This window comes from Pokkaliibacter sp. MBI-7 (assembly GCF_029846635.1).
Classification (GTDB): domain Bacteria; phylum Pseudomonadota; class Gammaproteobacteria; order Pseudomonadales; family Balneatricaceae; genus Pokkaliibacter.
Genome location: NZ_JARVTG010000002.1, coordinates 847,501 through 873,794, shown reverse-complemented (window position 1 = coordinate 873,794; position 26,294 = coordinate 847,501). Strand labels below are relative to the sequence as shown.

Annotated in this window: 25 protein-coding genes (1 of these 25 running past the window's edge); 22 read left to right on the top strand and 3 right to left on the bottom strand. The window is 57.5% G+C overall.

Features of this window, described 5'->3' with window-relative positions; translation table 11 throughout:
- The first annotated feature begins 313 nt into the window (after positions 1 to 313).
- From QCD60_RS23645 to QCD60_RS23550, 20 genes are all read left to right on the top strand, one after another.
- Positions 314 to 1,630, top strand: a complete 1,317-nt coding sequence (locus QCD60_RS23645; RefSeq protein ID WP_279789023.1) for a hypothetical protein — start codon at positions 314 to 316, stop codon at positions 1,628 to 1,630.
- Positions 1,631 to 1,709: 79 nt separating this feature from the next.
- Positions 1,710 to 2,756: a thiamine pyrophosphate-dependent dehydrogenase E1 component subunit alpha gene (locus QCD60_RS23640; RefSeq protein WP_279789021.1), complete on the top strand. Its 1,047-nt coding sequence runs from the start codon at positions 1,710 to 1,712 to the stop codon at positions 2,754 to 2,756.
- Entirely contained in the window at positions 2,753 to 3,805 is a 1,053-nt protein-coding gene (locus tag QCD60_RS23635; RefSeq protein ID WP_279789019.1) for an alpha-ketoacid dehydrogenase subunit beta, read from the top strand. The genes QCD60_RS23640 and QCD60_RS23635 overlap by 4 nt, the downstream gene beginning before the upstream one ends.
- On the top strand, positions 3,795 to 5,159 hold the full coding sequence (locus QCD60_RS23630) for an acetoin dehydrogenase dihydrolipoyllysine-residue acetyltransferase subunit (RefSeq protein ID WP_279789017.1): 1,365 nt from the start codon (positions 3,795 to 3,797) through the stop codon (positions 5,157 to 5,159). Before QCD60_RS23635 ends, QCD60_RS23630 begins: the two co-directional genes overlap by 11 nt.
- Entirely contained in the window at positions 5,156 to 5,863 is a 708-nt protein-coding gene (locus QCD60_RS23625) for an HAD-IA family hydrolase (RefSeq protein ID WP_279789015.1), read from the top strand. Before QCD60_RS23630 ends, QCD60_RS23625 begins: the two co-directional genes overlap by 4 nt.
- A 131-nt stretch (positions 5,864 to 5,994) precedes the next feature.
- Positions 5,995 to 6,483 carry a transcriptional regulator GutM gene (locus QCD60_RS23620; RefSeq protein WP_279789014.1) on the top strand — a complete coding sequence of 163 codons (489 nt, stop codon included), beginning with the start codon at positions 5,995 to 5,997 and terminating at the stop codon, positions 6,481 to 6,483.
- Positions 6,484 to 6,573: 90 nt separating this feature from the next.
- The gene (locus tag QCD60_RS23615; RefSeq protein ID WP_279789013.1) at positions 6,574 to 7,191 is read left to right on the top strand and encodes a PTS glucitol/sorbitol transporter subunit IIC; all 618 of its coding nucleotides are present in this window, start codon (positions 6,574 to 6,576) and stop codon (positions 7,189 to 7,191) included.
- 90 nt (positions 7,192 to 7,281) lie between these two features.
- Positions 7,282 to 8,298, top strand: coding sequence for a PTS glucitol/sorbitol transporter subunit IIB (locus tag QCD60_RS23610; protein ID WP_279789012.1), 1,017 nt, complete (start codon positions 7,282 to 7,284; stop codon positions 8,296 to 8,298).
- A gap of 90 nt (positions 8,299 to 8,388) precedes the next feature.
- Positions 8,389 to 8,763, top strand: coding sequence for a PTS glucitol/sorbitol transporter subunit IIA (locus tag QCD60_RS23605; RefSeq protein ID WP_279789011.1), 375 nt, complete (start codon positions 8,389 to 8,391; stop codon positions 8,761 to 8,763).
- Positions 8,764 to 8,905: 142 nt separating this feature from the next.
- A complete protein-coding gene (ptsP, locus tag QCD60_RS23600; protein WP_279789009.1) occupies positions 8,906 to 10,864 on the top strand; it encodes a phosphoenolpyruvate--protein phosphotransferase in 1,959 nt (652 codons plus the stop codon).
- Positions 10,865 to 11,039: 175 nt separating this feature from the next.
- A complete protein-coding gene (locus tag QCD60_RS23595; protein WP_279789007.1) occupies positions 11,040 to 12,035 on the top strand; it encodes a sugar-binding transcriptional regulator in 996 nt (331 codons plus the stop codon).
- Positions 12,036 to 12,091: 56 nt separating this feature from the next.
- On the top strand, positions 12,092 to 12,649 hold the full coding sequence (locus QCD60_RS23590) for an SIS domain-containing protein (protein ID WP_104154918.1): 558 nt from the start codon (positions 12,092 to 12,094) through the stop codon (positions 12,647 to 12,649).
- Positions 12,650 to 12,906: 257 nt separating this feature from the next.
- The gene (locus QCD60_RS23585; RefSeq protein ID WP_279789004.1) at positions 12,907 to 13,323 is read left to right on the top strand and encodes a putative quinol monooxygenase; all 417 of its coding nucleotides are present in this window, start codon (positions 12,907 to 12,909) and stop codon (positions 13,321 to 13,323) included.
- A 211-nt stretch (positions 13,324 to 13,534) separates the two neighbouring features.
- Positions 13,535 to 13,789, top strand: coding sequence for an Atu4866 domain-containing protein (locus QCD60_RS23580; protein WP_279789002.1), 255 nt, complete (start codon positions 13,535 to 13,537; stop codon positions 13,787 to 13,789).
- A 47-nt stretch (positions 13,790 to 13,836) separates the two neighbouring features.
- Positions 13,837 to 14,760 (top strand): AraC family transcriptional regulator, encoded by a 924-nt coding sequence (locus QCD60_RS23575; RefSeq protein WP_279789001.1) that lies wholly within the window; start codon positions 13,837 to 13,839, stop codon positions 14,758 to 14,760.
- A gap of 510 nt (positions 14,761 to 15,270) precedes the next feature.
- On the top strand, positions 15,271 to 15,729 hold the full coding sequence (locus tag QCD60_RS23570) for a 2Fe-2S iron-sulfur cluster-binding protein (RefSeq protein ID WP_279789000.1): 459 nt from the start codon (positions 15,271 to 15,273) through the stop codon (positions 15,727 to 15,729).
- A gap of 3 nt (positions 15,730 to 15,732) precedes the next feature.
- Positions 15,733 to 17,898 (top strand): molybdopterin cofactor-binding domain-containing protein, encoded by a 2,166-nt coding sequence (locus QCD60_RS23565; protein ID WP_279788998.1) that lies wholly within the window; start codon positions 15,733 to 15,735, stop codon positions 17,896 to 17,898.
- Between the two features lie 5 nt (positions 17,899 to 17,903).
- Positions 17,904 to 18,290, top strand: a complete 387-nt coding sequence (locus tag QCD60_RS23560; RefSeq protein WP_279788996.1) for a c-type cytochrome — start codon at positions 17,904 to 17,906, stop codon at positions 18,288 to 18,290.
- A gap of 77 nt (positions 18,291 to 18,367) precedes the next feature.
- Positions 18,368 to 19,336, top strand: a complete 969-nt coding sequence (locus QCD60_RS23555) for an XdhC family protein (RefSeq protein ID WP_279788994.1) — start codon at positions 18,368 to 18,370, stop codon at positions 19,334 to 19,336.
- A 74-nt stretch (positions 19,337 to 19,410) separates the two neighbouring features.
- Complete coding sequence (locus tag QCD60_RS23550) at positions 19,411 to 19,716, top strand: YciI-like protein (RefSeq protein ID WP_279788992.1); 306 nt, start codon at positions 19,411 to 19,413, stop codon at positions 19,714 to 19,716.
- A 65-nt stretch (positions 19,717 to 19,781) separates the two neighbouring features.
- Here QCD60_RS23550 and QCD60_RS23545 read toward each other — a convergent pair whose 3' ends face one another.
- Both QCD60_RS23545 and QCD60_RS23540 read right to left on the bottom strand, forming a co-directional pair.
- On the bottom strand, positions 19,782 to 21,644 hold the full coding sequence (locus QCD60_RS23545; protein ID WP_279788990.1) for a CocE/NonD family hydrolase: 1,863 nt from the start codon (positions 21,642 to 21,644) through the stop codon (positions 19,782 to 19,784).
- Positions 21,645 to 21,765: 121 nt separating this feature from the next.
- Positions 21,766 to 23,214, bottom strand: coding sequence for a Na+/H+ antiporter NhaC family protein (locus tag QCD60_RS23540; protein WP_279788988.1), 1,449 nt, complete (start codon positions 23,212 to 23,214; stop codon positions 21,766 to 21,768).
- A 186-nt stretch (positions 23,215 to 23,400) separates the two neighbouring features.
- Here QCD60_RS23540 and QCD60_RS23535 point away from each other — a divergent pair, with 186 nt between their 5' ends.
- Together QCD60_RS23535 and QCD60_RS23530 are read left to right on the top strand one after the other, a co-directional pair.
- A complete protein-coding gene (locus QCD60_RS23535) occupies positions 23,401 to 24,300 on the top strand; it encodes a LysR family transcriptional regulator (protein WP_279788986.1) in 900 nt (299 codons plus the stop codon).
- A gap of 128 nt (positions 24,301 to 24,428) precedes the next feature.
- Complete coding sequence (locus tag QCD60_RS23530; RefSeq protein WP_279788984.1) at positions 24,429 to 24,866, top strand: thermonuclease family protein; 438 nt, start codon at positions 24,429 to 24,431, stop codon at positions 24,864 to 24,866.
- A 27-nt stretch (positions 24,867 to 24,893) separates the two neighbouring features.
- On the opposite strand, the gene QCD60_RS23525 is transcribed toward QCD60_RS23530, so the two are convergent.
- A protein-coding gene (locus QCD60_RS23525; protein WP_279788983.1) for an acyl-CoA dehydrogenase crosses the window boundary here: on the bottom strand, positions 24,894 to 26,294 show its 3' portion. 183 nt of this gene lie beyond the right edge of the window; only the last 1,401 of its 1,584 coding nucleotides appear in the window; its start codon lies off the right edge, out of view; its stop codon occupies positions 24,894 to 24,896.

The following is a 26,294-nucleotide window of genomic DNA, read 5'->3' as shown; positions in this document are numbered from 1 at the left end:
TTGCTGCGGCTATCCGCAGGCAACGACCTCAAAGGCGGACTTCTAGTCCGCCTTTTTGCTTTTATCTGTTCAGTCCCTCTCTGCCTTCCTGCCGCTGAACCCCGTCATATCGTGCCTGACTGCCCTCAACGGCTCGCTTTCTGCTTAGGCGATGGTCATTTGTGATGACTGAACATATGTTCTTTAAAAAATACTTATGTAATTTCTGTTGTGTTGGCTATTGAACATATGTATAAAAACAAAAAACAAATGTTCAGATAAAAATAACCCTCTGGACACCTCAGTGACCCTCATCACTCAATGGAGAAAAACAATGCATAACATCACTCCATGCGGTTTGGCCGCCGACCTCGATGCACGTGCCAGCGCAGGTAAACCCATCCGGATCGGGCTGATCGGGTGCGGCGAAATGGGGACGGACATCGTTACCCAGGTAAGACAGATGAGCGGTATCGAGGTGGCAGCTATTGCGGATATTCGCCCGGATGTCGCGCGCAAGGCGGTCATCACCGCCAATCAGGATGACAGTGGTTACCGTGTGGTGGATGCATCACAGTTAAACGCCACTATCGAGGCGGGTAATGTCGCGATTTGTGAGGATGCGCAGGCCATTTGCCGCAATGAGCTGATTGATGTGGTGATTGACGCTACGGGTCGTCCGGCTGTAGGCGCAGAGATTGGTCTGGGTGCCATGGAGCATGGCAAGCATCTGGTCATGATGAACGTCGAGGCAGACGTCACGATTGGCGCCTACCTGCAGCGTGAAGCAGCACGTTTAGGCGTGGTGTATTCCCTCGGTGCAGGTGATGAGCCCAGTTCGACCATTGAGCTGATCGACTTCGTCAGTGCGTTGGGGTATCCCATCGTGGCTGCAGGCAAGGGCAAAAATAACCCGCTGAATATTGATGCGACACCCGATCTGTATATGGAGGAAGCCATCCGCCGCAACATGAACCCGCGCATGCTGGTGGAGTTTGTGGATGGCTCCAAAACGGCGGTGGAAATGTGTGCCATAGGTAATGCCACCGGTCTGATTCCCGATGTGCCGGGTATGCACGGCCCGGCGGCCACGCTGGATGAGCTGCACAAAGTACTGTGCCCGGTAGAGGACGGCGGCGTGCTGACCCGTAAGGGTGTGGTCGATTACTCCATCGGCAAGGGCGTGGCCCCTGGCGTATTCGTGGTGGCGGAGCTGGCACATCCCCGTCTGCGCGAACGCATGCATGATCTGAAACTGGGCGCTGGCCCTTACTACACCTTCTATCGCCCTTATCATCTGACCAGCCTCGAAGTGCCGTTGACCTGCGCCCGCGCCGTGCTGTACGGCAAGGCCGACATGAAGCCGATGAATATTCCTGTGGCAGAAGTCTGTGCCGTCGCCAAGCGCGATCTCAAACCCGGTGATCGTCTTGATGCTATCGGTGAGTACACCTACCGCGCCTGGGCCATGGAAGCAGGGGACGCGCGCCGTAAAGAGGCGGTGCCCTGCGGCATTCTGGAAAACGCTGTGGTCACCCAGCCCATCAGATACGGCGAGCTGATCACCTACAGCAACACTCAGGTCGATACCACCTCGCGGCTGGTCGCCCTGCGTAAGCGTCAGGACGACATGGTGCTGGCCGCACGCTGATAACGGAGTGGTTTGTCAGGGTGTTTATGCACCCGGAAAAACTGCCTCGGTGACACCTAAATCAACACAGGACAGGGTTATGCCGTTACAACAAGTAAAAGAAACGGGCAGCCGTTCCGGTGAAGCGGAAATCTTAAGCCGTTACACCACTGCTCAACTGCGAGACGTATTACGCAAGATGCTCCTTATCCGCCGGTTTGAGGAGAGTGCCGAAGATGCCTACATGCGTGGCCATATTCACGGCACCATGCATTTGTCGATCGGTCAGGAAGCCAGCGCGGTGGGCATGTGCCTGCCGCTGACCAGCAGCGATTACATCACCTCCACCCACCGTGGCCACGGCCACTGCATTGCCAAAGGGGCGGACCCCAAGCGCATGTTTGCCGAGTTCTTCGGCAAGGAAACGGGATACTGCCGCGGGCGTGGCGGCTCTATGCATATTGCCGATACCGGTCAGGGCAATCTGGGTGCCAATGGCATCGTCGGCGGCGGGCTGCCCATCGCCGTTGGCGCGGCGCTGTCAATCAAGCGACGCGGCAGCAACGACGTGGCGATGTGTTTCTTCGGTGACGGTGCCAATAACGAAGGGGCCTTTCACGAGTCGCTGAACTTTGCGTCGATCTGGAAGCTGCCAGTGATTTTTGTTTGTGAAAACAACAAATACGGCATGTCCATGTCCGTGGAGCGTTCCACCGCCGTGGCGGATATTGCCAAGCGCGCAGCGGCGTACACCATGCCCGGCTACAGTATCGACGGCAACACCTTTGCTGCTGTGGTGTCCACCGCAGAAGAGGCCATTAGCCGGGCGCGGGCAGGCGAGGGGCCCAGTCTGGTGGTGTGCAATACCTACCGCTGGCGTGGCCACTCAAAAAGTGACCGGAACCGCTATCGTACCCGGGAGGAAATCGACGAGTGGAGTACCCAGCGCTGTCCTATCGCGCGCTTTGAAGCGGCCTTGTTGCAGCATGAGCTTTTACCGGCGGAAGACATCGAGCAGTTACGTCAGTCGGTGGAAGAGGAGATTCAGGCCGGTCTGGAGTTCGCTAAGAACAGTCCTATGCCTGACGTGAATGAGCTGACTCGCTATGTCTATGCCGACCAGCCTGCTATGGAGGTGCGCTCATGAACAGTCTGGCACTGGCCAACACCACTCAGGACGATACCGCAGATACGCCCGCACTGCGCGAGCTGACCTACGCCCAGGCCATACAGGAAGCGATGGCTATTGCACTGGAGCGTGATGAGCGGGTGTTCCTGATGGGGGAAGACATCGGTGTTTATGGCGGCGCTTTTCAGGTGACCGGCGATCTGTTCCAGCGTTTTGGGCCGGATCGGGTCATGGATACGCCCATTGCCGAGCTGGGTGGTGCCGGTATCGCGGTGGGAGCAGCAATGACCGGCAGCCGGCCGATCTATGAGTTTCAGTTTTCCGATTTCGCCACACTGGCGATGGAACAGATCGTCAATCAGGCGGCCAAGATGCGTTACATGCTGGGGGGTGAAGCCTCCGTGCCTCTGGTGATGCGATTTCCCGCCGGGTCGGGCACGGGGGCCGCGGCCCAGCACAGTCAAAGTCTGGAAGCATGGTTCGCTCATGTCCCCGGTCTGAAGGTGATTCAGCCCTCCACGCCGGAGGATGCCAAAGGGATGCTGCTGGCGGCACTTGAAGACCCGGACCCGGTGATGATTTTTGAGCACAAGCTGCTCTACAAAACCAAGGGTTATGTCCCTGAGGGCTACTACGTCACGGATATCAACAAGGCCCAGATCCGCAGGCAGGGTCAGGATGTCAGCATCGTTGCCACGTCACTGATGGTGCACAAGTCTCTGCAGGCTGCGGAGCTGCTCGCTGCTGAAGGTATCAGTGCCGAAGTCATCGACTTGTGCAGCCTGCGCCCCATTGACAGCGCTACGCTGATTGAAAGCGTCAAACGCACATCGCGGTTAGTGTGCGTCTACGAGGGAGTGAAACAGCTGGGAATCGGCGCAGAAATTTCGGCACTGATCTGCGAGAGCGATGCCTTCGATTATCTGGATGCACCGATTGTTCGTCTGGGCGGGGCTGACTGTCCGTTGCCTTACAACCCGGAGCTTGAGAAAGCGGCTGTACCTCAGGTGGACGATATTGTCCGCGCGGTGCGCAAACAGCTGGGGAGGGACGAAGATGCCAGTTGAGGTCATTCTGCCCCGTGTCGACATGGACATGACGGAGGCTGTGCTGGCGCAGTGGCTGGTGCAGGAAGGCGATGAAATCAGGCAGGGAGATATCCTGTTCGAGATTGAGACGACGAAGGCCAACATGGACGTGGAGGCGCCTGCCTCTGGCACCCTGCATTTCATCAGTGCCCGGCCCGGTGAGGAAATCCCGGTGGGCACCACTATGGCCTGGATATTTGCAGCCGGTGAGGAGGTCGTGCGGCCTTCTGCACCCACACATGCCGCCAGCGCGCAAGATGCTGCCGTGTCTGCTGCATCACCGGCTGCAGCACCCTCCACGGTTGCTGCCAGCGATGAAACTGCATCTGTCTCCTGTGCTGCAAACGACGCTGAGGCGCAGGCAGATAGCCTGCAACGCTGCCGGGCTACCCCCATGGCGCGCCGTCTGGCTCGGGAAAAGGGGGTTGAACTGCAGAGTGTGCAGGGCACGGGACCCAACGGTCGGATCTCTGCGGCCGATGTCATCCATCTGGCAGAGAAGCGCCACCCTGCGGTGCTGGCCTGTCACTGGCTGAATAAGGGCACAACGGGGGTTCCGCTGGTACTTATTCATGGTCTGGGCGCAGACAGTTTGAGCTGGCAGCCGCTGGTCAACAGTCTGCGGCGGGAACTGCCCCAGCAACCAGTGCTGGCGATTGATTTGCCTGCACACGGTGCCTCAGGCCAAAAGACGGCTGCACATTTTTTCGCAGTGGTACAGCAAGTCGCTGAAACCCTGCGTCAGCAGGGTATTCACACCTGTCACCTGCTTGGCCATTCGCTGGGAGGGGCTGTCGCCCTGACACTGACCAGCGGCAGTGAAGGTTTTGCCTTACAGGTTCTGAGCCTCACCCTGCTGGCACCCGCCGGTCTGGGCGCTGACATTCATGGTGGCTTTGTGGCCGCCATGCTCAACAACAGCAGGGAAGAGAGCCTGCGGCCCTGGCTGGGTCTGCTGCTGGCTGACGCCGACTATCTGGATGCGGCATTTATACGTGCCGTCAGTCAGCCACTGGCGGATCCTGAAATACGCATGCGCCGCCAGCAGTGGGTTGAGCACTGCGTGAGTGAGCATACCCAGTTGCTGGATTTACGCTCAGCCATGAAGGGGCTGACGATGCCAGCCAAAGTAATCTGGGGGCTGCAGGACCGGATCATTCCGGTGCGGCACGCCGATAATCTGCCCGGCTCGGTGGCACTGCATCGTTTCAATGACTGCGGGCACTTGCCACAACTGGAAGCCAGGGATGGCGTCGTGCAGCTGCTGTTACAGCAACTGTCATTGCCTGCCGGGCAGAAACACGGTGTGTGGGCCGGGGAGGCTGGCGGATGACGAGCGTGGGTTCGGGGTTGCTGATCTGTGACTGTGATGGCGTGCTGGTGGATACCGAGCATCTGGTCGCCAGTGTGATGAGCGACGTGCTGGCAGAGTGGCTGGATGCAGAGCAGGTCGAGCGAGCGCTGGCCTGCGGATTCGGTAAGCAGATCGAACAGATCATGGACGAGCTGGCTGAGCAGACGGAATTACCGGTGAACAGCGTCGAGCTGATCAATCAGCGTGTCAATACGGTGCTTGCCGCTGCCGACATCGCTATCCCGGGCATCCGTGCAGCGCTGGCGGCCGTCAGCCTGCCGGTTGCGGTGGTCTCGAACAGTCATACCGATCGTCTGCGGCTGTCAATTGACGCAGCCGGGCTGGCACCGCTGATTCGGGATCATTACTTCAGTGCCGATCTGGTTGGCCGGCCCAAGCCTTTTCCCGATGTATACCTCCATGCCAGTGAGGTGATGGGCGTGCCACCGCAGGGCTGTCTGGTCATTGAGGACAGCCTTGCCGGTGCGACAGCCGCGCTGGCAGCGGGGATGACCGTGTGGGGGTTCGTCGGTGGCAGTCATATTCCACCGGGTCATGCAGCGGCACTCAGGCAGCTGGGCGTGGCCGGCGTATTTGACGATATGTCGGCGCTCCCGGCACTGGTGCAGCAGTTTGCTGGCGGGCTGAAAACCCGCCAGCAAATGATGTTGAAACAAAAGTAAATTTGCTGAGTCAAAAGTTCAAAATTCATTGACATGAATATGAACAATTGTAGTATTCAAAAGAACATATGTTCTGAAAAGACTGGATAACCAGTCATGCTTCCTGACAAAAATAATTACAGGAGAAAGCCATGGAATACGTTCACTGGGGATTAGGCGCACTGGCTCTGTTATGGGGATTGCAATGCGTCGGATCCGTCTACCAGATTCGCAAATATCGTCGTGCGCTGGCGGCCACCATGAATGCCTGGCAGCGCGGTTACCTTGGCGTGGGCTGTCAGCGCGGCGTGGTATCTCAGGGGGCTCTGGTCATTCTGGTGCTCACTGAAGATCACGAGGTGGCGACATTCCAGGCGATGACAGGTCGCACGATTTTTTCCCGCTTTAAAACTTATCCGCAACTCTGTGGATACGACAAGACAGATCTGCTCACTGCTCTGTCTTCGTTGCCTGCTGCCGGAAAAGGGCTGCATCAGGCAACGGTTATGGCCTTCGATCAGGCCTGTGACGCTCATCCGCGCAAACTGGAGAAGGCACCCCGCAAGCCTTCTGCAGACACCGGGCAGGCAATGCAGGATCAGCCTCTGTCGCTGGCCGGTACGGCGCAGGCAAGCACCTGACGGTGCGATGTCTGTGACCGGATAAAGCTGCACCCATTTTCTGAATAACAACTACCTCTGTAACAACGATAACAATATCAGGAGAGCGTTATGCTGGAACTGTTGACCCATGCCGCCGAGGCTTTTATCGGTGTCTTCAATGAAGGGGGCAAAACCTTTGTCGGTTTTGTGAGTGGAATATTACCGACGCTGATCGTGCTGCTGACGGCGGTGTACGCCATCATCGAGCTGGTCGGTGAACAGCGTATTCAGGGAGTTGCGCGCATGGCGTCGCGCAACATTATCCTGCGCTACACCTTGCTGCCGCTGCTGGCGGTATTCTTTCTGACCAACCCGATGGCCTATACCTTCGGTGTGTTCCTCAAAGAGCGCTATAAACCTGCTTTTTATGACTCTGCCGTATCGCTGGTGCATCCCATCACCGGCCTGTTCCCGCACTGCAACCCGGGTGAACTCTTTGTCTGGCTGGGCGTTGCCACCGGTATCACTACGCTGGTGAATAACGGCACGGCGCCATTCTCTGTCGCCAAGCTGGCACTGTTCTATCTGCTGGTGGGCCTGCTGGTGAATCTGCTCAAAGGCATTCTGACCGAGCGCATTACCGTCTTTCTGGCACGCCGTGAAGGGATTGTGCTGGAAGGCAATGAAAGCGAGCAGTCTGGCAAAGCGGCACCTGCAAGCCCAGGTGATGCACTGCCTGTTAAATAACAGATCGGTCATCTGAGCGGGGGCAACGCAAGAGCAGGGCACCCGCCAGTCAGATCAAACGGCAATAACAAGAATAATGGAGTCGGCGACATGAAAGATGCGCAATACAGATCAGTCAAAGTAGAGCGGGGTAATGGTGGTTGGGGCGGTCCTCTGGTGATTACGCCCACCGCACAGCGCAACAAGATCGTTGCCGTTACCGGGGGTGATATCCCCGAGGTGGCACGCCGTCTGGCCGAGATGACAGGTGCCGAGGTGGTGGATGGGTTTCGCAGTCCTCCCATCGAAAGCGAGATCGCCGCGGTGGTGATCGACTGTGGCGGCACGGCACGTTGCGGGGTGTATCCGCGCAAGAACATTCCTACTATCAACCTCACTCCCGTCGGCCAGTCAGGGCCACTGGCACAGTTCATTCAGGAGCACATTTATGTGTCTGCGGTGAAGCCCGGCAACCTGAGTTACAGCGATGGCAGCGCACCCGCTGCAGCTCCGACCGCCTCAGAGAGCACGAGCAACAGTGCTCAGTCAGCAGTGGCGGCGGCACGAGCCTCAGTCAACAGTCAGGACAGCGGCAAAGGGCTGGTCGGGCTGATTACCCGTATTGGGCGTGGCATGGGCGGTGTGGTCGGGGTGCTGTTCAACAGCGGCCGGCGTTCTATTGATACGGTTATCCGTAACGTTCTGCCCTTTATGGCATTTGTCACGATGCTGATCGGCATCATCAACAGCACCGGCATCGGTAATGGCCTTGCTCACCTGCTGGAACCGCTGGCCGGCAATATTATCGGCCTGTTTATTCTGGCCGCGATCTGTGGTCTGCCGTTTCTGTCACCGGTGCTTGGCCCGGGTGCGGTCATCGCGCAGGTGATTGGTGCGGCCATCATCGGCCCGGCCATTGGTAATGGCACCATTCCTCCGGCGATGGCATTACCTGCCCTGTTTGCTTATAACACCCAGGTGGGTTGCGATTTTGTGCCCGTGGGGCTGGCGCTCGGCGAAGCCAAACCAGAGACGATCAAGGTAGGGGTACCGGCGGTACTGCTGAGCCGTCAGATCATGGGCCCGGTATCGGTACTGATTGCCTGGGTAGCCAGTCTGGCACTGTAACCACCGCGAATGTTGCAGCCCGCAATAAACCTGAAATGCTCAGGGACAGACCTTTAATGGATTTACCCGGCTAGGAATGAGGAACACGTAATGCAGTACTACAAAACAACCATCACTGCAGTTGGACCCGAAGTAGAAGCCCTGTTGGATGGTGGCGTATTGATTCTGTATGCCGATGGCGCACCCGCAGAGCTGGCAGAAGTGTCTGTGCTGCATCAGGTTGAGCAGCAGGCAGACAGCACTCCGCCGGTCGGTAGTTTGTTGCGGGTGGGACAGGTGGAAGCGGTCGTTACCGCCGTAGGTGAAACGGCCTGGAACAAGGTCAGTGAGCTTGGCCATGTGGTGATCAACTTCAATGGTGAAGATGTCGCCGGGCGTCCGGGTGAAATCTGCGTGGAGCCCGTGAATATTGGTGCTCTGCAGGCACAGCTCAGTGCCGGTGCCAGTATCGAACTGGTGTTCTGACCTCGATTGCGGACCTGCAGCCATGCTGCGGGTCCTCGTTGTCGGATCATTGAAAGGCTATAAATGCGCCTGTCGGCAGGCATCCTGGTGATGCGGTGGATAGCGTTGTGGTCTCGAATAAGAATAAAAGGATCAGAATGAAATGTATGAGCTGAAGACACAGGTACGGGTTGAAGAGGGGCTGCACACCCGTCCCTCGACTCAGTTTGCCAAGCTGGCCAAGTCGTTCAAATCGGACGTTGAAGTGATCCGCGATGGCCTCGCTGCCAATGGTAAGAGCGCCGTCAAGATCATGCTGCTGGGTGTCAAGCAGTTTGAGGAAGTGGTGATTCGCGCCAGTGGCGAAGATGAAGAACAGGCTATCCTCAGTCTGAAACTGTTCCTGCTGGACGAGCAGGCTGGCGTCGGTATAGCGGCGGCAAGCAATGATGCCGTTGTGCCTGCTTCCTTGACCGCAGCGCCGCACACCGCATGCAGCCGTAAGGAAGGGGCGAACACGGCCTGCAAAGGCATCGGTGCCAGTGAAGGACATCGGGTTGCAGACGCCTTTGTCTATCTGCCTGAAGTGCTGAAAGCGCCCTGTCTGCGACTGGCGGCAGGTACCGAGGAAAAGGAATGGCAGCGTTTTGAGCAGATCTTCGGGCAGATGCGTGAACGGCTGATGGAGCAGCTGGATGCGTCGGAGGAAGATCGAAACATCATTGAATCGTTACTGGATGTCAGTGCGGATGAGGAATATCACGGCGCCATTCGCCAGCGCGTACTGAGTGGCTGCGACGCTGCCAGTGCTTGCCTTGCTGTGGGTGATGAGCTGGCGGCCGCGCTGGAAGGTGTGAACGATCCCTATATTCAGGCCCGGGCAGAAGATGTGAGAGGCATTACCCGGCAACTGACCCTGCGTCTGCTGGGCAAGGAAGATGTCTGTCTCAGTGAGCTGGAGCAGCCCTGTATCGTCATTGCTGAAGACCTGTCAGCGCTGGATTTTGCCCGTGCCAATCTGGCTCAGATACGCGGCATTGTGTGTATGCACGGCAGTGCGACGTCCCATGTAGCCATCATGGCCAGAGCCCACGGTATTCCTGCGGTGCTGGGCCTTGGGGTATCACTCGACAGTCTGCGCTCAGTCAGGCAGGTTGCCCTCAATGGCGCCGACGGTCATGTCTGGTTTGACCCGGAGGAGGCCGTAATTGAGCGCTGCCAGGCGGCTGAGCATCGCGAACAGCAACAGCTGCAGGCACTGCAGGATTTCAGACATCTGACACCCACCACCCGCGATGGCCGGGTCATCGAGGTTGCCGCCAATCTGGGTACCCTGAAAGAGATTCATGCTGCCATTGAAGCCGGTGCCATGGGGGTGGGGCTGTTCCGTACCGAGCTGTTGTTCATGGATCGCCGCTCCCTTCCTGATGAAGAAGAACAGACCAGGGTGTACACCGAGCTGGCGAAGGCCTTTGCGCCGCATCCTGTCATCATCCGCACGCTGGATGTTGGCGGAGACAAGCCATTGCCCGGCATTCAGTTTCCGCAGGAGGAAAACCCTTTTCTGGGGTGGCGCGGCTTACGCATGTGCCTCGACCGACCAGACATATTTCTCCCTCAGCTCCGGGCGCTGCTGCGTGCCTCGGTTGAGGGGAATATCAAAATCATGTTCCCCATGGTGAGTGATGTTGATGAACTGCGCCGAGCCAAGGCACTGCTGGCCGAATGTGCGCAGACTCTTGAGGCAGAAGGCATCGCCACGGGCCAGCCTAAGGTCGGCATCATGATTGAAACACCGGCAGCGGTGCTGACCGCCGAAACACTGGCGGCAGAGGTCGACTTCTTCTCCATCGGCACTAACGACCTGACCCAGTACGTCATGGCGGTGGATCGTATGAATGCCCGTCTGGCGCACTTGTACCGTACTGACCACCCGGCTGTGCTCAACGCCATTCGCATGGTGTGTAACGCAGCGGAGCAACACGGCATTCAGGTGGGTGTCTGTGGTGAAGCGGCAGCCAAGCCGGAAATGATTCCCTCGCTGGTGGCTCTGGGCGTGACGGAACTGAGCATGAGTTCAACCTCCATATTGCGGGCCAAGCAGGTGATTTCATCGCTTTGATGCCCTGTAGCAGCAATTTGCTGAACTCAGTACAGCAGCTCCTCATACGCTGATCTATAATGCGGCAGAACAGTTATACAAAGAACATAACAATAGTTCATGACCAGCGCGATCAACGCCGCGCTGACATGGGCAGGCTGGCGCACCATACGATTCCAACAGACATAAGGGCAGCATGAGTAATCAAGATAAACACTCAACGATAGACGACAGTGTGATCGAGTCGTCGGGGTCCAACAGCAGCCGCCTGCGGCTGCGGGCCGCCTGGATGTATTTTGTTGAAGGCATGACACAGAACGATATTGCCAAGCAGCTGGGGCTTGGCCGGGTGACCGTGCTGCGCATGCTGGCCACGGCCAAGGAACAGCAGGAGGTCAAGATCAGTATTGATCATGGTCTGGCTGACTGCGTGCGGCTGGAGCGGGCACTGGAGCAGCGCTTTGATATTGGCGAAGTGATCGTCGTCCCACTGTCAGAGCCTGACCGCGATGCCGCCATTCCCATCAGCGCCGCCACCGGGCGCTACGTGTCGTCCATTATCCGGCCCCATATGAAAATAGGCGTGGGCTGGGGACGCACCCTGTTGTCGTCGCTCAGCTTCATGCCGCAGAACGCCATAGAAGGGCTGTCGGTGGTGTCCATGCTGGGCGGCATCATGAAAGCCAGCAAATTCAACCCCGCCGAGTTTGCCTGGCGTTTTGCTGACACCTTCAATGCCGAGTGTTTCCTGATGACGGCACCGGCGCTGGTGGACTCTCCGGAAACCCGTGAACGTCTGGTCAGCCACTGTGGCCTGCACGAGGTGTTCAATCTGGCGGAAACGCTGGATGCGGTGCTGTTGAGTGCCGGTGCCATGTTGCCCGACGCGACCTATCGTCGTATCGGCATGATCTCGGCGGAAGAGCAGGAACATGCCCGACAGCAGGGCGCGGTGGGCGACATGATGCTGCATTTCTACAACGTGCAGGGGGAGCTGGTGGATTCTCCCCTCAATGATCGTGTCATGTCGGTGCCGCTGCCGACCCTGGCCAAGGTACCTATTCGCATCCTCTCTTCGGGTGGCATGGAGAAAGTCGAGGCGATGCTGGGTGCCATTCGTATGCTGAAGCCCACCGTGCTGATCACGGATGAATGGGCGGCGGCAAAAATATTGGCAATGACTGAAGCCTGAGACGTCACCTCGTAGCAGAGGCAGACCAGATCAACTGAATCACAAAGGACTAAACAATGTCATTTTCTGCGACCCTGGCCCGCCATCTGGACGCGGTCAGGACTCTCGGTGAGCTTGAACCTGAACTGAATGCCATGGCCGAGCGGGTGTATCGCTGTGTCAGTGGTCAGGGCAAGGTGCTGTTCATGGGCAACGGTGGCAGCGCCGCGGATTGCCAGCATCTGGCCACCGAATTTGTGGTGCGCTACAAGGAAGAACGCCGGCCACTGGCGTCACTGGCGCTGACGGTGGACACCTCCATTTTGACCGCGCATTCCAATGACTATGGCTTTGACTCGGTTTTTGTCCGGCAGATTCAGGCACTGGCACGACCTGAGGACGTGATTATTGGCCTGTCCACGTCCGGCAACAGTGCCAACGTGATTCAGGGTATTGAAGCAGCACGGGCGCTGGGATGCTTTACCTATGCATGGACCGGGCAGAGCGGTGGCAAGCTACTGGATATCGCCGATGTCACACTCCGCATGCCAACCACGGAAACCGCCCGTGTGCAGGAAGCCCACATGATTATCGGGCACTGGCTCTGCGAAGAGATGGATCGTCGCTTCGTTTGAGAAGGTATTGATATTCCATACCGCAAAAGCGGCCCGTCCTCCTGTTTGTGAGGGTCACAGGCAAACCGCTGCTCTGCCACCTGAGCAGAGCAGTCTGGAATATTGTGCAAGTCTTGCAGACCATCTGACTAATAGTGCTCGCATCGCCTGGTGCATCATGGTTGCCATGGATAACACCGCAGTTCCCCCGTTATCCATGAACTTACCCTCTTACTTTGATCAGGCAGATGCATGGCATCTGTCAGCCGGAGGACTCCATGGAAGCACTGACCATCATGGCCTATGTTCGCGCACAGCAGGGCCAATCTCTTCATTTAGGACGGGCACTGATCGAGCTGGTGGAGCCCAGTCGGGCGGAGGAAGGGTGCCAGGCATTTGATGTGCACCAGTCGCTGGATGACCAGGATCTGTGGGTCATCGTTGAGCGCTGGCGCAATGAGGATGACCTGCAGGCCCATTTTCGTCAGCCACATATGCAGCACTTTATCGACCGCCTGCCTGAACTGGTGCACGGCGTGTTTGACCTTTACCACTACCAGATGATGAGCACGCCTGCGCAAAGCAGCGGCGCTCAGCCTGACACCAGCCGCTCCCCGGCACGCCCGTCAGTGGCAGAACGGCTGGACTGGATCAACGTGACGCCGTTTCGCAATCTGCTGGGTAAAGCGTGCTGAATTTGCTTTGTCCCCACTTTTATAACCTGAATTAATCCCAAACATCGCCCTGAGCGTGTTCACGATCTCGTCAGCCCGGCCCCACCATTAGGGAATATCCCCGTGTCGCACAGCCCGCTCCCGGCAGATCGCAAACAGGCTCACAGGCCATCCGGCATCAGGTGCGCCTCCGCGCAGGATGGCTGTTTTACTCACAGAGGAGATCGCAATCATGAAGACCCAAGTCCACCCCTACGTAGGCATGTGGGTGACCACAGATGGCTATATTCGCCATGAACTGATGCTGGACGGACGTTATGTTGAGCACAGAGGTACACGGCATCATGCTTATCAAGGGTGGTATCAGATAGTCGATGACCACATTGACTATCAGGATGACAAGGGCTTCGATGCTGAAGGCGACTTTGTAAACGGTGTCCTGTACCACGCGGGGATGATTCTTTACCGGGAACGCCTGCATGGCTGAAGACATGTTGTCATGATGCACACGGTGTGTGCACAAGGAGAGGATTGATGAGCGACGATATCGCTGTACGTACCAAAGAGCTGGCAGGCATGCTGACGCGCTTCTGTGCATCGGATGGCCTCTATGATACGGCGATTCCACGTCTTGGCCTGGCGCGGCTGTCGGCTCCTACTGAGCCCCGCTTTGGGCTGCATGAACCGGCGTTGTGCCTGATTGTTCAGGGTGCGAAGAAAGCGACGCTGGGTAAGGAAACGTACATCTATGACCCTGCTCATTATCTGGTGGTGTCAGTGGATGTGCCGGTGTTCGGCCACGTCATTCAGGCATCAGCGGAAGAGCCGTATCTTGGCATCCGCCTGGATCTGGATGTCAAAGGGCTGAGCGACATGATGCTGGATCTCAATATCAGGCAGGATGCGACGCTGCGCTGCGACAGGGCAATGAATATCAATCTGGTCACACCACGTCTGCTGGACGCCATGATCAGGCTGGTTTCACTGCTCGACAGCCCCGGTGACATTTCCTATATCGCGCCGCTGGCCGAGCGGGAGATTCTGTACTGGCTGATCAATGGTGAGCAGGGGCCGCTGATTCAGCAGATTGCCAATCGTGATAGTCGGCTGCGCCGGATCAGCGCGGCGATCCAGCATATCCGTGAGCGCTTCCGTGAACCTTTTGATATCAGCGAGCTGCTGGACATTTCCTGTATGAGTTCAGCGGCATTCTTTCAGCACTTCAAGGCTGTCACGCATATGACGCCTTTGCAGTATCAGAAGCAGCTTCGTCTGCAGGAGGCACGCAGTCTGATGTTCTCGCAGGATCTGGAAGTGTCCAGAGCAGGGTATGAAGTAGGGTACGACAGCCCGTCACAGTTCAGCCGTGAATACTCACGGATGTTCGGTTTGTCACCTTCCAAGGACATGGAGCGCTATCGTACGCAGGAGGACATTAACACTGTCGTTATGGCTTGATAATAACGTTCTGCTTTCCTCTTCTGATAACTCACAGCCCGCCATCGTGCTCCCGATGCTCCCCGGAACAGGATGGCGGCTGCTTTATGGCTGAGGGCCCCGGTGTGCTACACCGAGTAATGGGGTGTCTTCGATATCTGCTCTGGATACCCGGCCTCAAGTCGCCTGGGGCCCTGTCTGCCAATTTGCCAGACAGGGCTTTGTCGCGTTGGCCATACAGCCGTTACTGGCTGCGAGTGGCTTCACAGCGTGCATTTGCCGTCCTCAGCATGGTCGGTACTGAATGCATTTATTCGCTGTTGCCGGCTGGGTATTCTGCAGTCCTTCCCTAACAGTTCTGCTTAACAGAACCCCTATTTCTGACCTCCTCCGGCAGAGGTTTGTCAGTCCTCCGTCAGCAGCTTCGGAGAATCAGGCAAGTCTGCCGTAGCAATGGGCATTCGGTCCTGACGCGGGTGACATAGGATGCTCAGATAAAAGCCGGCAGAGCGACTTGATGAGGGAAACACGATGGCCATCCAACTGCAGATCAACGGTAAACCCTATGACCTGGATGTGGACGATGATATGCCCCTGCTGTGGGCGATCCGCGATATCGTCGGACTGACAGGGACCAAATTTGGCTGTGGCAAAGCCCTGTGCGGTGCCTGCACCGTGATGCTCAATAATCAGGCCATTCGTTCTTGCCTGACACCCGTCAGTGTCGCCAAAGGCGGCAGTATCACCACTATCGAAGCGATTGATGCGCTGCCTCAGGGCAAAGCCCTGCAACAGGCATGGGTTGAGCTGGATGTGCCGCAATGTGGCTATTGCCAGTCTGGCCAGCTGATGTCAGCCACCGCGTTGCTGCTCAGCAATGCTCACCCGACCGATGCCGATATCGATGGCGCCATGTCCGGCAACGTCTGCCGCTGCGGTACGTATCAGCGTATCCGGCAGGCCATCAAGAACGCAGCGCAGGAGGTCTGAACCATGAGCGCAATCAATTCTCCTGCGTTGGATCGTCGTCAGTTTCTCAAACTCGGTGGCATGCTGGGCGGTGGTCTGATCGTCGGGCTGCAGTTGCCTGCTCAGGTGCTGGCAGCACAGCCTGAGGCCAGCCTCACGGATCTGGGTGCTTTTATCCGGATCGGCCATGACAACCAGGTCACGCTGGTGATGCCCATGGCGGAAGTCGGGCAGGGTGTGTACATGGCCCAGTCCATGCTGCTGGCGGAAGAGCTGGAAGTGGATGTCGATACCGTTAAGGTGCTGGCTTCTCCGGCCAATGCCGCGTTGTACGGTAACCCGGCCATCGGTGGCTATCAGGTGACTGGCGGTTCGACCACCATACGTGCCTTCTGGACGCCATTACGTCAGGCCGGTGCGGTAGCCCGCACGCTGCTGATTGCCGCGGCGGCGCAGGTGTGGAAGGTTGATCCGGCCAGCTGCAAGGCGAAAGGCGGCCATGTGTATGATGCCAGTGGCCAGCACAAGCTCAGCTACGGCGAGCTGGTCGACATCGCCGCCCGGCTGCCACAACCTGCTGCAGACAGTGTTGTGCTCAAAACGCCTGAACAGATGACGCTGCTTGGTAAACCCCATCACCGTATCGATACGCCGGATAAGGTCCGTGGTAAAGCGCAGTACGGTATCGATTTCCAGATCCCTGACCTCAAGCATGCTGCCATCGCCGTATGCCCCGTCGTGGGTGGCAAGCCTGTGTCCGTCGATGAAGCGGCTATCAAAGCCGTGCGTGGTGTGCAGCAAGTGGTGCTGACTGACGAGGCAGTGGCCGTCGTTGCTGACAACACCTGGGCTGCCATTAAAGGGCTGCGCGCTGCTGCCATCAAGTGGGATTTTGGCGATAACGCGAGCGTGGGTATGGATGAGCTGTTGCATCAGCTGGATACCGAATCGCAGCAACCGGGCGGGCTGGCCCGCAACGATGGCGATGTCGAAAAGGCGCTGGCGCAGGCAGCTACACGTCTGGAAGCGGTCTATCAGTTACCGTTTCTGTCTCATGCCCCCATGGAACCGATGAACTATACGGTTCAGATCACCGATAAGCGTTGTGATGTATGGGGTGGCTGCCAGACCCTGACACTGGCGCAGGCAACTGTTGCCCAGCTGACCGGGCTGCCGCCGGAGTCAGTGTTTATCAATAACTTCCTGATGGGCGGTGCCTTTGGCCGTCGCCTTGAACTGGACGGTATGATCCATGCTGTCAAGGTTGCCAAACAGGTCCAGGGGCCGGTGAAGGTCATCTGGAGCCGTGAGGAGGATATTCAGCACGGCTTCTACCGTCCCTATTACTATGACCGGCTGTGGGGTGGCCTTGATGCGGAAGGCAAACCGGTAGCGTGGTTTCACCGGGTATCCGGCTCGTCCATCATGGCGCGCGCCTTCCCCGGTGCCTTTGTGAACGGTGTCGACCCGGACGGGGTGGAGGGCGCCAAAGAGCCGCCGTATGAATTTGACAATATCCGTGTTGAATTCCGCCGTGTGGAGCCTCGCGGTGTGCTGACGTCCTGGTGGCGTGGAGTGGGCCCGACGCACAACGTCTTTATGGTGGAAAGCTTTATCGACGAAATGGCGGCAGCGGCCAAACAGGATCCGGCCAGCTATCGTCTGGCGTTGCTGGGTAACAACCCCCGTGCCAGGCAGGTACTGGAACTGGCGCTGAAGCAGGCGGGGTGGGGCAGGCAGTTGCCGGAACGTCACGGTCTGGGTGTGTCGGTGCAGTTTGCCTTTGGCAGCTATCTGGCAATGGTCGCGGAAGTGGCCGTCAGTGAGCAGGGCGCGGTGCGCTGCCAGCGTATTCATGCGGTGATTGACTGTGGTTTGACGGTCAACCCGGATACGGTCAAAGCGCAGATCGAAGGCGGGGCAGTTTTCGGCCTGACTGCGGCGCTCTACGGTGCCATTACCGTCAAGGACGGGCAGGTTCAGCAGAGTAACTTCGATACCTATCAGCCCGTGCGGATGTATGAGGCGCCGCATGTTGACGTGCATATCGTCGACAGCCTCGAAGCACCCGGTGGCGTCGGTGAGACGGGCACGGCCGCCGTATTCCCCGCGATTACCAACGCCGTCTTTGCTGCCACTGGCAAGCGTATTCGCACACTGCCTATCAACCCTTCTGAACTTAAGGTCTGACGTAGATGAAGGTTATTCGTCGTACTGCTTTACACCTGATGACACTGACCGCCATCGCCTATGCCGGTAGCACACTGGCGGCGGGGGACGCAGGCCATGGCCGTGAGCTGTTTACCGCTCAGTGCAGTGCCTGTCATACGACCAATGGATCACCACTGGTAGGCCCAAGCCTGCTGGGGGTCGTGGGGCGTCATGCCGGTTCGCTGGCTGGCGTGAACTACACCCCGGCACTGAAAAACTATGATGTGGTGTGGGATGCCAAAACGCTGGATACCTTCCTGACCTCTCCTTTTGCTGTCGTGCCGGGCACCACTATGCCGATCAGTATCCCTTCTGCATCTGACCGTGCCGATGTGATTGCTTATTTGCAGACGCTCAGTACCAGCCAGTAGAACCGGTTCCTGTTCACGGCCTGCACCATGAGTGGCAGGCGTGAACAGGGTGGTCAAGGTAACAGGAGTATGGCCACGTGATCATCAATCAGTTCGATAATCAGGAAGACGTCTGGCCCCGGCTGTTACGCTGGGCGCGACGCGGCTACCGTACCGCGCTGGTGTCTCTGATCCATATTGAAGGTTCGTCGCCGCGGGCTCTGGGTGCGCAGATGGCGGTAGCCGATTCCGGTGACTTTGTCGGTTATCTGTCAGGCGGCTGTGTGGAGAAAAGCGTGGCGCTGGAGGCGGTCGAGTGCCTGCAGCAACAACGTAACCGCACCAGTCGCTATGGTAAGGATTCTCCCTACGTCGATATTGAGCTGCCTTGTGGTAGTGGGCTGGATATCTATTATGACCAGAGCCTGAGTCTGGAACTCATCGAGCAGGTCATGCAGCTCAAGCAGCAACGCGTACCGTTCTGGCATGTGACGGATTTGCACAGTGGGCAGAGCCGTATTGTGGAAATGCAGCCCGGCCAACCGGCAGGCTCCCAGCGTCGCGATGACGAATTCTGGCGTGCCCATCTGCCTGCGCCACAGATGATTGTTATCGGTGCAGGCCCGGCGGTGGCGGCTATTGGTCATATTGCGGCGGCGATGGAGCTTGAGACCCAGAGCTACACCAACAACCAGACAACGCTGCGTGAAGTGGCGTCGGTCGGGATCAGTGCCAACCATCATTTCACTTCGGTGGCACGTCTGGATTTAACCGCCATCGATCCGTGGACGGCCGTGGTGCTGTGTTTCCATGACCACGATATCGAGGCCGATATTCTCCATCGGCTGCTCAGCACACCAGCGTTTTATATCGGTGCGATGGGCAGCCCCAGAGCGCATCAGCTGCGTTTGCAGTATCTGCAGGAGCAGGATGTGGCTGAGGCACAGATCGCCCGGGTGAAAGGTCCGATCGGACTGATCAGGGGGGCGAAGAGCCGTCTGCCATTGGCACTGGGCATCGTCGCAGAGGTGGTTGCAGAGGCTAGAACACAGGGGTTGATCGTCTGATCAGGCTATGTTGCAACAACGTGTGAAAGCGTTGTCAGATGGTGCGGATGTGCAGCTACAAAGAGGCCGTCAGAATGAAACATGTTTTGCTTACCTATGATTATGTCGACGATTATCTCGAACAGCGTGGCCAGTATCGTCAGGCCCATCTGGCGCACTGCGAGCCTTTTCTGACGTCCGGGCAACTGGTGCTGGGCGGTGCCATCACCGAAGGTCCGATGCAGGGCGTGATGGTGTTCAAAGTCACCGATGTCGCTGAGGTGGAAGCCTTCGCCGGGGCTGATCCCTACGTTATCAACGGGCTGGTGCGGCAGTGGCAGGCAAGAGAGTGGTTTACGGTCGTGGGCGAGCAGGCGTTGCACCCGATCCCGCCGGGCTGAACTCCGGTAAAGATAGGAACTCAGGCAGCACACAGGCTGCCTGAATCGTTTTTAGTACAGGGCGATCAGGCGTTCGCTCCACTGCAGGCACTATCCGCGCTTTGTGCTGGCAGTACGTTGAGTGTCAGATGGGATGGATAGCGTGCAGACAGGTGCACCCTGTTGTTGGCAATGCGTTTGAGTCGGGCTTGCCCTTCGGGTTCGCCGCTATTGGGGTTGACGTCGTATTTGGGGAAGTTGCTGCCGGCAATATCCAGACGCAGTCGATGTCCCTTACGGAACAGGTTGCAGGTGGCGAACGGCTCAATGGTGATTTCCACCACTTCACCGGCCGTCAGCAGCTGCGGTTTGTCAAAGCCGTGACGATAACGACAGCGGAAGATGCCATCGGTGATATTCAGGGCAAAGCCCTGCGGATAGTCTTCGCTGGCGGGGTAGACGTCCACCAGCTTGACGGTGAAGTCGGTATCCGGCGCATCACTGTCGATATAGAGCTGCACTTTGATCGCACCCGCCACCTGCATATCCTCCGCCAGAGGTGCAGTTTCGAAGACCAGTACGTCATGGCGGGCACTGAGTGGTAAGCCATCACCGCGAGCGCCGAAAAATCTGGCCTCTTCGCGCTGATCAAATCCTCCACCGGCAAAGACAGGCATACCAGAAGTCAGCGAGCCACCCACCGTAGGCACCGGATTATGCGGGTCCGCCTGCAAACATGCACAAGCCTCAGCGGTTTGTGGTTTGCCGGGTGAAAGCACGCCTCCGGCATGCAGATACAGCCGTTCTGTACGACTGTCCGGCATGGGCCAGTGGGTACTTTGCAGCCACTGGCCACCGTGCTCCATCCGGCCATTGGCGTCTTTGCTGCCACTTCCGCCCCCCATCTGGAAGATATGGATAGTGTCGGCTTGCGGTTGAGTGACTGCGGCCTGCTCATTCTTCATCCAGCGTATGAACCAGTCGATGCGATAACGCAGCCAGTCGCTCGCTACCTGACCGTCAAAGCAGCTTTGTGGCCCGAAGGACACATCACCGGCAAAGGTGTCATTCCTGTCGCCGTGCAGCCAGGGGCCCATGACCAGTGCCAGAGATGAAGTCTTGCGACTTCTCAGTGCGGCATAGTTGTCCAGCGTGGTTTTGACATAGGCGTCGTACCAGCTGGACATCAGCATGACCGGGATATCAGGAAGGGTGTCATAAAAGCCTTCGGCATAAATGCCCAGCTGTTGCCAGAACGGGCCAAAGGTGCCGTTCTGCCATTGCTGCAGCAGGTAGTCTTCGTAGTCGGGCAGGTGACGTAACGGAGAGTGGCCTTTGCTCCAGGGCATTCGACTGAACCAGTGGCGAATGTCTTCCTGCTCCAGCGCCTTTTTGAGAACAGGGTCCGCTTCAGCTTCAGGGCTTTGCAAGGCCTGACGATAGGCCCAGGTCGCCTGTTTTAGTTCAAAAGCGCCACCCTGACGGATGCCGCACTGGTAGGCATTGGAGAAACCACCGGAGTCGAGCACCATGCAGGCCAGTCCGGGTGGGTTGAGGCAGGCCAGTGCCAGTTGCGTGTGGGCCGCATAAGACAGTCCCATGGTGCCAATCTTGCCGTTACACCAGGGCTGCTCCACGATCCATTGCAGGGTGTCATAGCCATCTTCGGCTTCGTTAACGTATTTGATAAATACTCCGTCGGAACCATGTCGCCCACGGCAGTCCTGAAACACGGTGGCGAAACCCGCTGCGGCGAACGCCTCAGCCATTTCCTCACGGGACAGGCGATGGCCCCTGCGGTCTACTTCAGAGCGGGAGGGGGCGTTTTTGTTATAGGGGGTGCGCTCCAGTACCACGGGCCAGGGGCCGAGCCCCTCGGGCATATAGACGTCAGTGGCCAGTGAGATGCCATCACGGGTGCTGACGGTTTGATTGAGTAACAGCTGCATAGTAGAAATCTGCTTTTACAGGAGAGAGGGCGGCGCGTTTTGCGGCGATGAGCATTGCCCTGGAGCGTGTTCACGATCTGGCAAGCCAGAACCCGAGCACGTCCGGGGCAGGGCGCTTCTATCAGCCGTATACCGCCAGGCTGATGGCCAGGAAGCCCATGGACAGCAAGGCGACGATCAGACACAGCGGCAGGATAAAGCGTGCCCACTGGCCCCAGCCTACCTGAGCGGTGGCGAGGAAGATCAGCAGACCGCTTGAGGTGGGGGTAATCATGTTGGTCAGCCCATTGCCGAGCAGGAACGCCAGTACGGTGGTGTGAGGGTCAACGCCCGCCAGTTGTCCCACGGGAGACAGAATGGGCATGGTGACGGCGGCCTGACCGGAAGTAGAGGGGATGGCGATATCGATCAGCAACTGCGAGAAGAACATGCCCACAGAGGCAAGGAAGGGATTATCACCGCCTACCAGCCCCACCAGCGAGTGGACGATGGAGTCGAGAATCTGGCCCTTCTTCAGAATGATCGCAACCGACGTGGCCAGGGCAATCAGCACACCCGCTGCCAGCACTTTCTTCATGCCTTCAAGGAAGGCATCAGCCGTATCGCTGGCACTCAGTCCGCCGAGCATGGCAAAAGCCACCGCCAGTGTCAGGTAGTAGGCGGACAGGTGCTCTTCTTCCCAGTGCCACGTCTGCGAGCCGTACACCAGAAAGGCAATCCCCAGACCCAAGGTGATCAGCACCCAGAGATGGCGGACTGGCAACGGTGCGCTATTCCATTGCGCAGTAACGGACGTGTCTTTCTCTGCGCGGTGAATGGTCCACAACATAAAGGCGATGCCCACCACCATCAGTACCGCGTAAACAAAGATGCGCATGCCGATGCCGCTGAACACCGGGATGCCAACCAGAGGCTGTGCCACTGACAGGGCATAGGGATTGGTGATCGAGGAGAGGTAGCCCATCTTGACCGGAATGGCGACGATGGCGAGGCCAATCAGACTCGACAGACCCATGCGTTGCATCATGGCGATCACCATGGGGATCAGCAGCAGGTACTCCTTGGCCATCCCCATAAAGGTGCTGCCGAAGGAAAAGATGATCATCATGGTGGGGACCAGCACGTAGACGTTGCCACGCGTCAGCGACAGCATGCGTTCGAGGCCCGTTTCCACTGCACCTATACGGGTCAGTACGCCAAACATGCCACCGATAAACAGCACCATGAAGATCAGCCCGGCACTTTTCTCCAGTGCTTCAGGGATACTGACCACCGCATCGATCAGGCTGACAGGTTGTGCCTGTCCCTTGGCCACTTCCCCCACGCCCAGCAGCTGCAGGGGTGATCGACTTTTGTCGATGACGTGATAGCTGTCAGGAAGAATGCTTTTACCTTCGCGCTGATAGGCGCCTGAATCCAGCAGATAGGTCAGGGCCACTGCGATGGCGACCACCAGAAGCAAAATCAAGACCGGGTTCAGTTTCTTCTGCAGTGCCGCCTGAGAGGGGGATGCACCGTGCGGGGTGATAGGTTCCGGCGAGCCTAGCGCCGGGCTGCTGTTTGTTGCCATTCGACTACTCCGCTTCACTGTTCTCTAAAAGTCAGTGTTTGTGGTAATTGTTGTTTCGGTGTGTGGCTCGCGAACCGCTGAATTGCAACATAACCGCCACAATCCAGCCTGTGCAACGGTATGCATTTTTCGCATTACGCTATGCAGGATGCGCTGCCAGTGGCTTGGCGAATTATCTGGAATGCTATGAATATCAAACAGTTGGAAGTATTTACTGCGATCATGTCGCTTGGCTCGACCAAGGCCGCAGCGGAGAGCCTGGGTCAGTCGCAGTCGGCCATCAGCCGTATGCTGGCGCAACTGGAGGCAGATCTTGGTCTGGAGCTGTTCATCCGCAGCAAAGGCCGCCTGCTGGCGAAACCGGAAGCGGAAGAACTGCTGATTTCCGCCGTCGACATCATGGAGCGCGTCAACGGTATGGCCAGACATGCCGAAGAGATACGGCTGGGGCGATTTCGTAATCAACTGGTCAAAGTGGCCGTGCCTTACACCCTTGCACTCAACTATATGCCTAGGCTGATCGAGCGGCTGATGGCAGAAAACCCCGGTATTGTGTTTGAGGTGCTCACGGGGAGCTATGTCAGCATTGAAAGCAAGGTGGAGAACCGTGAGGCTGATCTCGGGTTTACGCGCGTCTATGAAAATCCGCATTTTGAATTCGACAAGATCGATCAGTGCGAAGCCGTTTGTGTCATGCCCAAGGGCCATCCGCTGAGCGAACTCAAGGTGATTGCTGCTAACGATCTGGCGGCGGTGCCCATGGTGCTGCTGGGCAGGCAAAGCAGTGCCCGCAAGGATATTGATTTTTACTTTCACCGTCAGGGCGTCAAGCCCAAGGTCAAGATTGAAGTGCACTCCGTCGGCGTCGCCTGCCAGTTTGTGGCGAAAGGGCTGGGCGTCTCCATCGTCAATAGCATATTGCTGGACAGTCTGGAGGATAACGGTCTCGACTGGCGCCCGCTGGTGGAGCCTCCACTGTATTCCTACGGTCTGATTTATAAGGCAGGGCGGCCAAGGTCGAAAATGGTTGAGCGTGTAGCGCACACCATGAAAGCTGACTTGCAGGCTCGTTCACACAAGGCGTGATCTTGCATAATTAACTAACCAATTGAATTTGTTACGTTTTTAAACATCAAAATGCACCTGTGTTCCGCACTGCTGGCCTACAATGCGGGCGTGGTTATTGGTAGTCCCACGTATAGGTGTGTGCTTTTATGTTGTCGCTCCGTCGTACCTTGTTATGCGCTACTGCATTACTTGTTTCGTTTTCTGTTCACTCTGCTCCCCGGGAATATGGCACGGTGCGAGTCAGTGAGGTCACCTCCATCTATGATGCTGATACCTTCACGGTGAATATTCAGAACTGGCCCGGGATTGTCGGTGAGCGGGTGCCGGTCAGGGTATACGGCATCGATGCACCGGAGATCAGGGGCCAGTGCCCGCGTGAAAAGAATCTGGCGCAGCAGGCCAAACAGGTGACCGTGGCCGCTCTGCGTGGCGCGCGGGTGATCGAGCTGCGTCATCTGCAGCGTGACAAGTACTTCCGCATACTTGCAGATGTTTATATCGACAACGTCAAGCTGGCCGACCTGCTGATCAAAAAGCGTCTTGCCTATCCCTATTTTGGTGAAACCAAGCAGAAGTGGTGTTAAGGGCAGGTACTGCGCAGCGCCTGCTGGTCATATGTTGAAGCGATAGTCGGCAAGACCGGTCTCTGCGGTGGCGACGGTCTGCAGCAAAGCAGGGACTTTGACCAGATGATGGGCAGTATAGAACTGCGCCAGCGCCACCATATTCTGCTGATAGGTGGTTTCGTATTCGGCCAGCTGCGGTGAGCTGGCCAGTTCAGCTAGTTGCCAGCCCGTGAGCAGATAGCCGAGGGTATCCAGAAGCGGGACGGCACCTGCGTAGCAACGCAGTTGTACTGTTTTATCATCGGTGAGTAATTCGTCAATAACCTGTTGCAGCTGCTCGCTGCAGGCCATTAGCTGTTGAGCCGGCAATCGCAAGGCAGTGGAAGAAAGTAGGCGATCTGCGCAGGCTTTGACCTGAATGCCGGTGGTACCTTCATAGATAGTGGTAATGCGACTGTCACGCATGAGTTGTGCGACACCGGTTTCTTCAATAAAGCCCATACCGCCAAAGATCTGAATGGCCGTACCACTCATTTCGTGGCCCTGCTCGGTGGCGAAGGCTTTAAAAATGGGGGTTAGTAACGCCACATTTGCGAGCAGGGTATGCTGCTCGTTCTGGTCGGTGCAGTGATTGGCCAGATCAATGCGAGCAGAGATCAGATAGGCGAGGGAGCGCAGACCGAGTACCCGAGATCGCATCGATAGCAGCATACGAGCTACATCGGGATGCTCAATCAAGGCGACGCGGCGCTTGTTGTCCTGCCAGTGATTTCCCTGCATACGCTCACTGGCGTAGCTCAAAGCGCGCTGATAGGCCATTTCACCTGTTGCGACCCCTTGGAGGCCGGTACTCAACCGCGCTTCATTCATCAGGATGAACATCAATGACAGCCCCTGACCTTCGTTGCCAATCAGCTCACCGATACAGTTATCCTGATCGCCATAGCTGATGGAGCAAGTAGGGCTGCCGTGCAGACCGAGCTTGTGTTCTATCGACACACAGCGAAGATCATTTTCATCACCCAGGGTGCCATCGGGGTTGATCCGATATTTGGGAACGATGAACAGCGACAGGCCACGGGAGCCGGGGGCAGCATCGGGAGTACGGGCCAGTACCAGATGAACAGTGTTTTCCGTCAGATCATGCTCACCATAGGTAATGAATAGCTTCTGGCCTTTGATCCGGTACTGTCCATCTCCCAGTGGAAAGGCTCTGGTCGTTGTGGGTGCCAGGTCTGAGCCTGCGTTCGGCTCGGTCAGTGCCATGGCTAAAGACCACTGACCCGAGGCCAGTGCGGGGAGATAGCGCGCCTGCTGTGCTGCATTCGCGGCATTCAGCAGAATCTCGCAGCCGCCTTGTGATAGTGCATGGAACATGACGAAGGCCATGTTGGCAGACAGCCACATTTCATTTACAGCCATGGCCAGCAGTTTGGGCAAGCCTTG

What these genes read in the sequence shown, in the direction of transcription:
- QCD60_RS23645 (WP_279789023.1), top strand. Translation starts at nt 314, where the DNA reads ATGCATAACATCACTCCATGCGGTTTGGCCGCCGACCTCGATGCACGT.
- QCD60_RS23640 (WP_279789021.1), top strand. Translation starts at nt 1,710, where the DNA reads ATGCCGTTACAACAAGTAAAAGAAACGGGCAGCCGTTCCGGTGAAGCG.
- QCD60_RS23635 (WP_279789019.1), top strand. Translation starts at nt 2,753, where the DNA reads ATGAACAGTCTGGCACTGGCCAACACCACTCAGGACGATACCGCAGAT.
- QCD60_RS23630 (WP_279789017.1), top strand. Translation starts at nt 3,795, where the DNA reads ATGCCAGTTGAGGTCATTCTGCCCCGTGTCGACATGGACATGACGGAG.
- QCD60_RS23625 (WP_279789015.1), top strand. Translation starts at nt 5,156, where the DNA reads ATGACGAGCGTGGGTTCGGGGTTGCTGATCTGTGACTGTGATGGCGTG.
- QCD60_RS23620 (WP_279789014.1), top strand. Translation starts at nt 5,995, where the DNA reads ATGGAATACGTTCACTGGGGATTAGGCGCACTGGCTCTGTTATGGGGA.
- QCD60_RS23615 (WP_279789013.1), top strand. Translation starts at nt 6,574, where the DNA reads ATGCTGGAACTGTTGACCCATGCCGCCGAGGCTTTTATCGGTGTCTTC.
- QCD60_RS23610 (WP_279789012.1), top strand. Translation starts at nt 7,282, where the DNA reads ATGAAAGATGCGCAATACAGATCAGTCAAAGTAGAGCGGGGTAATGGT.
- QCD60_RS23605 (WP_279789011.1), top strand. Translation starts at nt 8,389, where the DNA reads ATGCAGTACTACAAAACAACCATCACTGCAGTTGGACCCGAAGTAGAA.
- ptsP (WP_279789009.1), top strand. Translation starts at nt 8,906, where the DNA reads ATGTATGAGCTGAAGACACAGGTACGGGTTGAAGAGGGGCTGCACACC.
- QCD60_RS23595 (WP_279789007.1), top strand. Translation starts at nt 11,040, where the DNA reads ATGAGTAATCAAGATAAACACTCAACGATAGACGACAGTGTGATCGAG.
- QCD60_RS23590 (WP_104154918.1), top strand. Translation starts at nt 12,092, where the DNA reads ATGTCATTTTCTGCGACCCTGGCCCGCCATCTGGACGCGGTCAGGACT.
- QCD60_RS23585 (WP_279789004.1), top strand. Translation starts at nt 12,907, where the DNA reads ATGGAAGCACTGACCATCATGGCCTATGTTCGCGCACAGCAGGGCCAA.
- QCD60_RS23580 (WP_279789002.1), top strand. Translation starts at nt 13,535, where the DNA reads ATGAAGACCCAAGTCCACCCCTACGTAGGCATGTGGGTGACCACAGAT.
- QCD60_RS23575 (WP_279789001.1), top strand. Translation starts at nt 13,837, where the DNA reads ATGAGCGACGATATCGCTGTACGTACCAAAGAGCTGGCAGGCATGCTG.
- QCD60_RS23570 (WP_279789000.1), top strand. Translation starts at nt 15,271, where the DNA reads ATGGCCATCCAACTGCAGATCAACGGTAAACCCTATGACCTGGATGTG.
- QCD60_RS23565 (WP_279788998.1), top strand. Translation starts at nt 15,733, where the DNA reads ATGAGCGCAATCAATTCTCCTGCGTTGGATCGTCGTCAGTTTCTCAAA.
- QCD60_RS23560 (WP_279788996.1), top strand. Translation starts at nt 17,904, where the DNA reads ATGAAGGTTATTCGTCGTACTGCTTTACACCTGATGACACTGACCGCC.
- QCD60_RS23550 (WP_279788992.1), top strand. Translation starts at nt 19,411, where the DNA reads ATGAAACATGTTTTGCTTACCTATGATTATGTCGACGATTATCTCGAA.
- QCD60_RS23545 (WP_279788990.1), bottom strand. Translation starts at nt 21,644, where the DNA reads ATGCAGCTGTTACTCAATCAAACCGTCAGCACCCGTGATGGCATCTCA.
- QCD60_RS23540 (WP_279788988.1), bottom strand. Translation starts at nt 23,214, where the DNA reads ATGGCAACAAACAGCAGCCCGGCGCTAGGCTCGCCGGAACCTATCACC.
- QCD60_RS23535 (WP_279788986.1), top strand. Translation starts at nt 23,401, where the DNA reads ATGAATATCAAACAGTTGGAAGTATTTACTGCGATCATGTCGCTTGGC.
- QCD60_RS23530 (WP_279788984.1), top strand. Translation starts at nt 24,429, where the DNA reads ATGTTGTCGCTCCGTCGTACCTTGTTATGCGCTACTGCATTACTTGTT.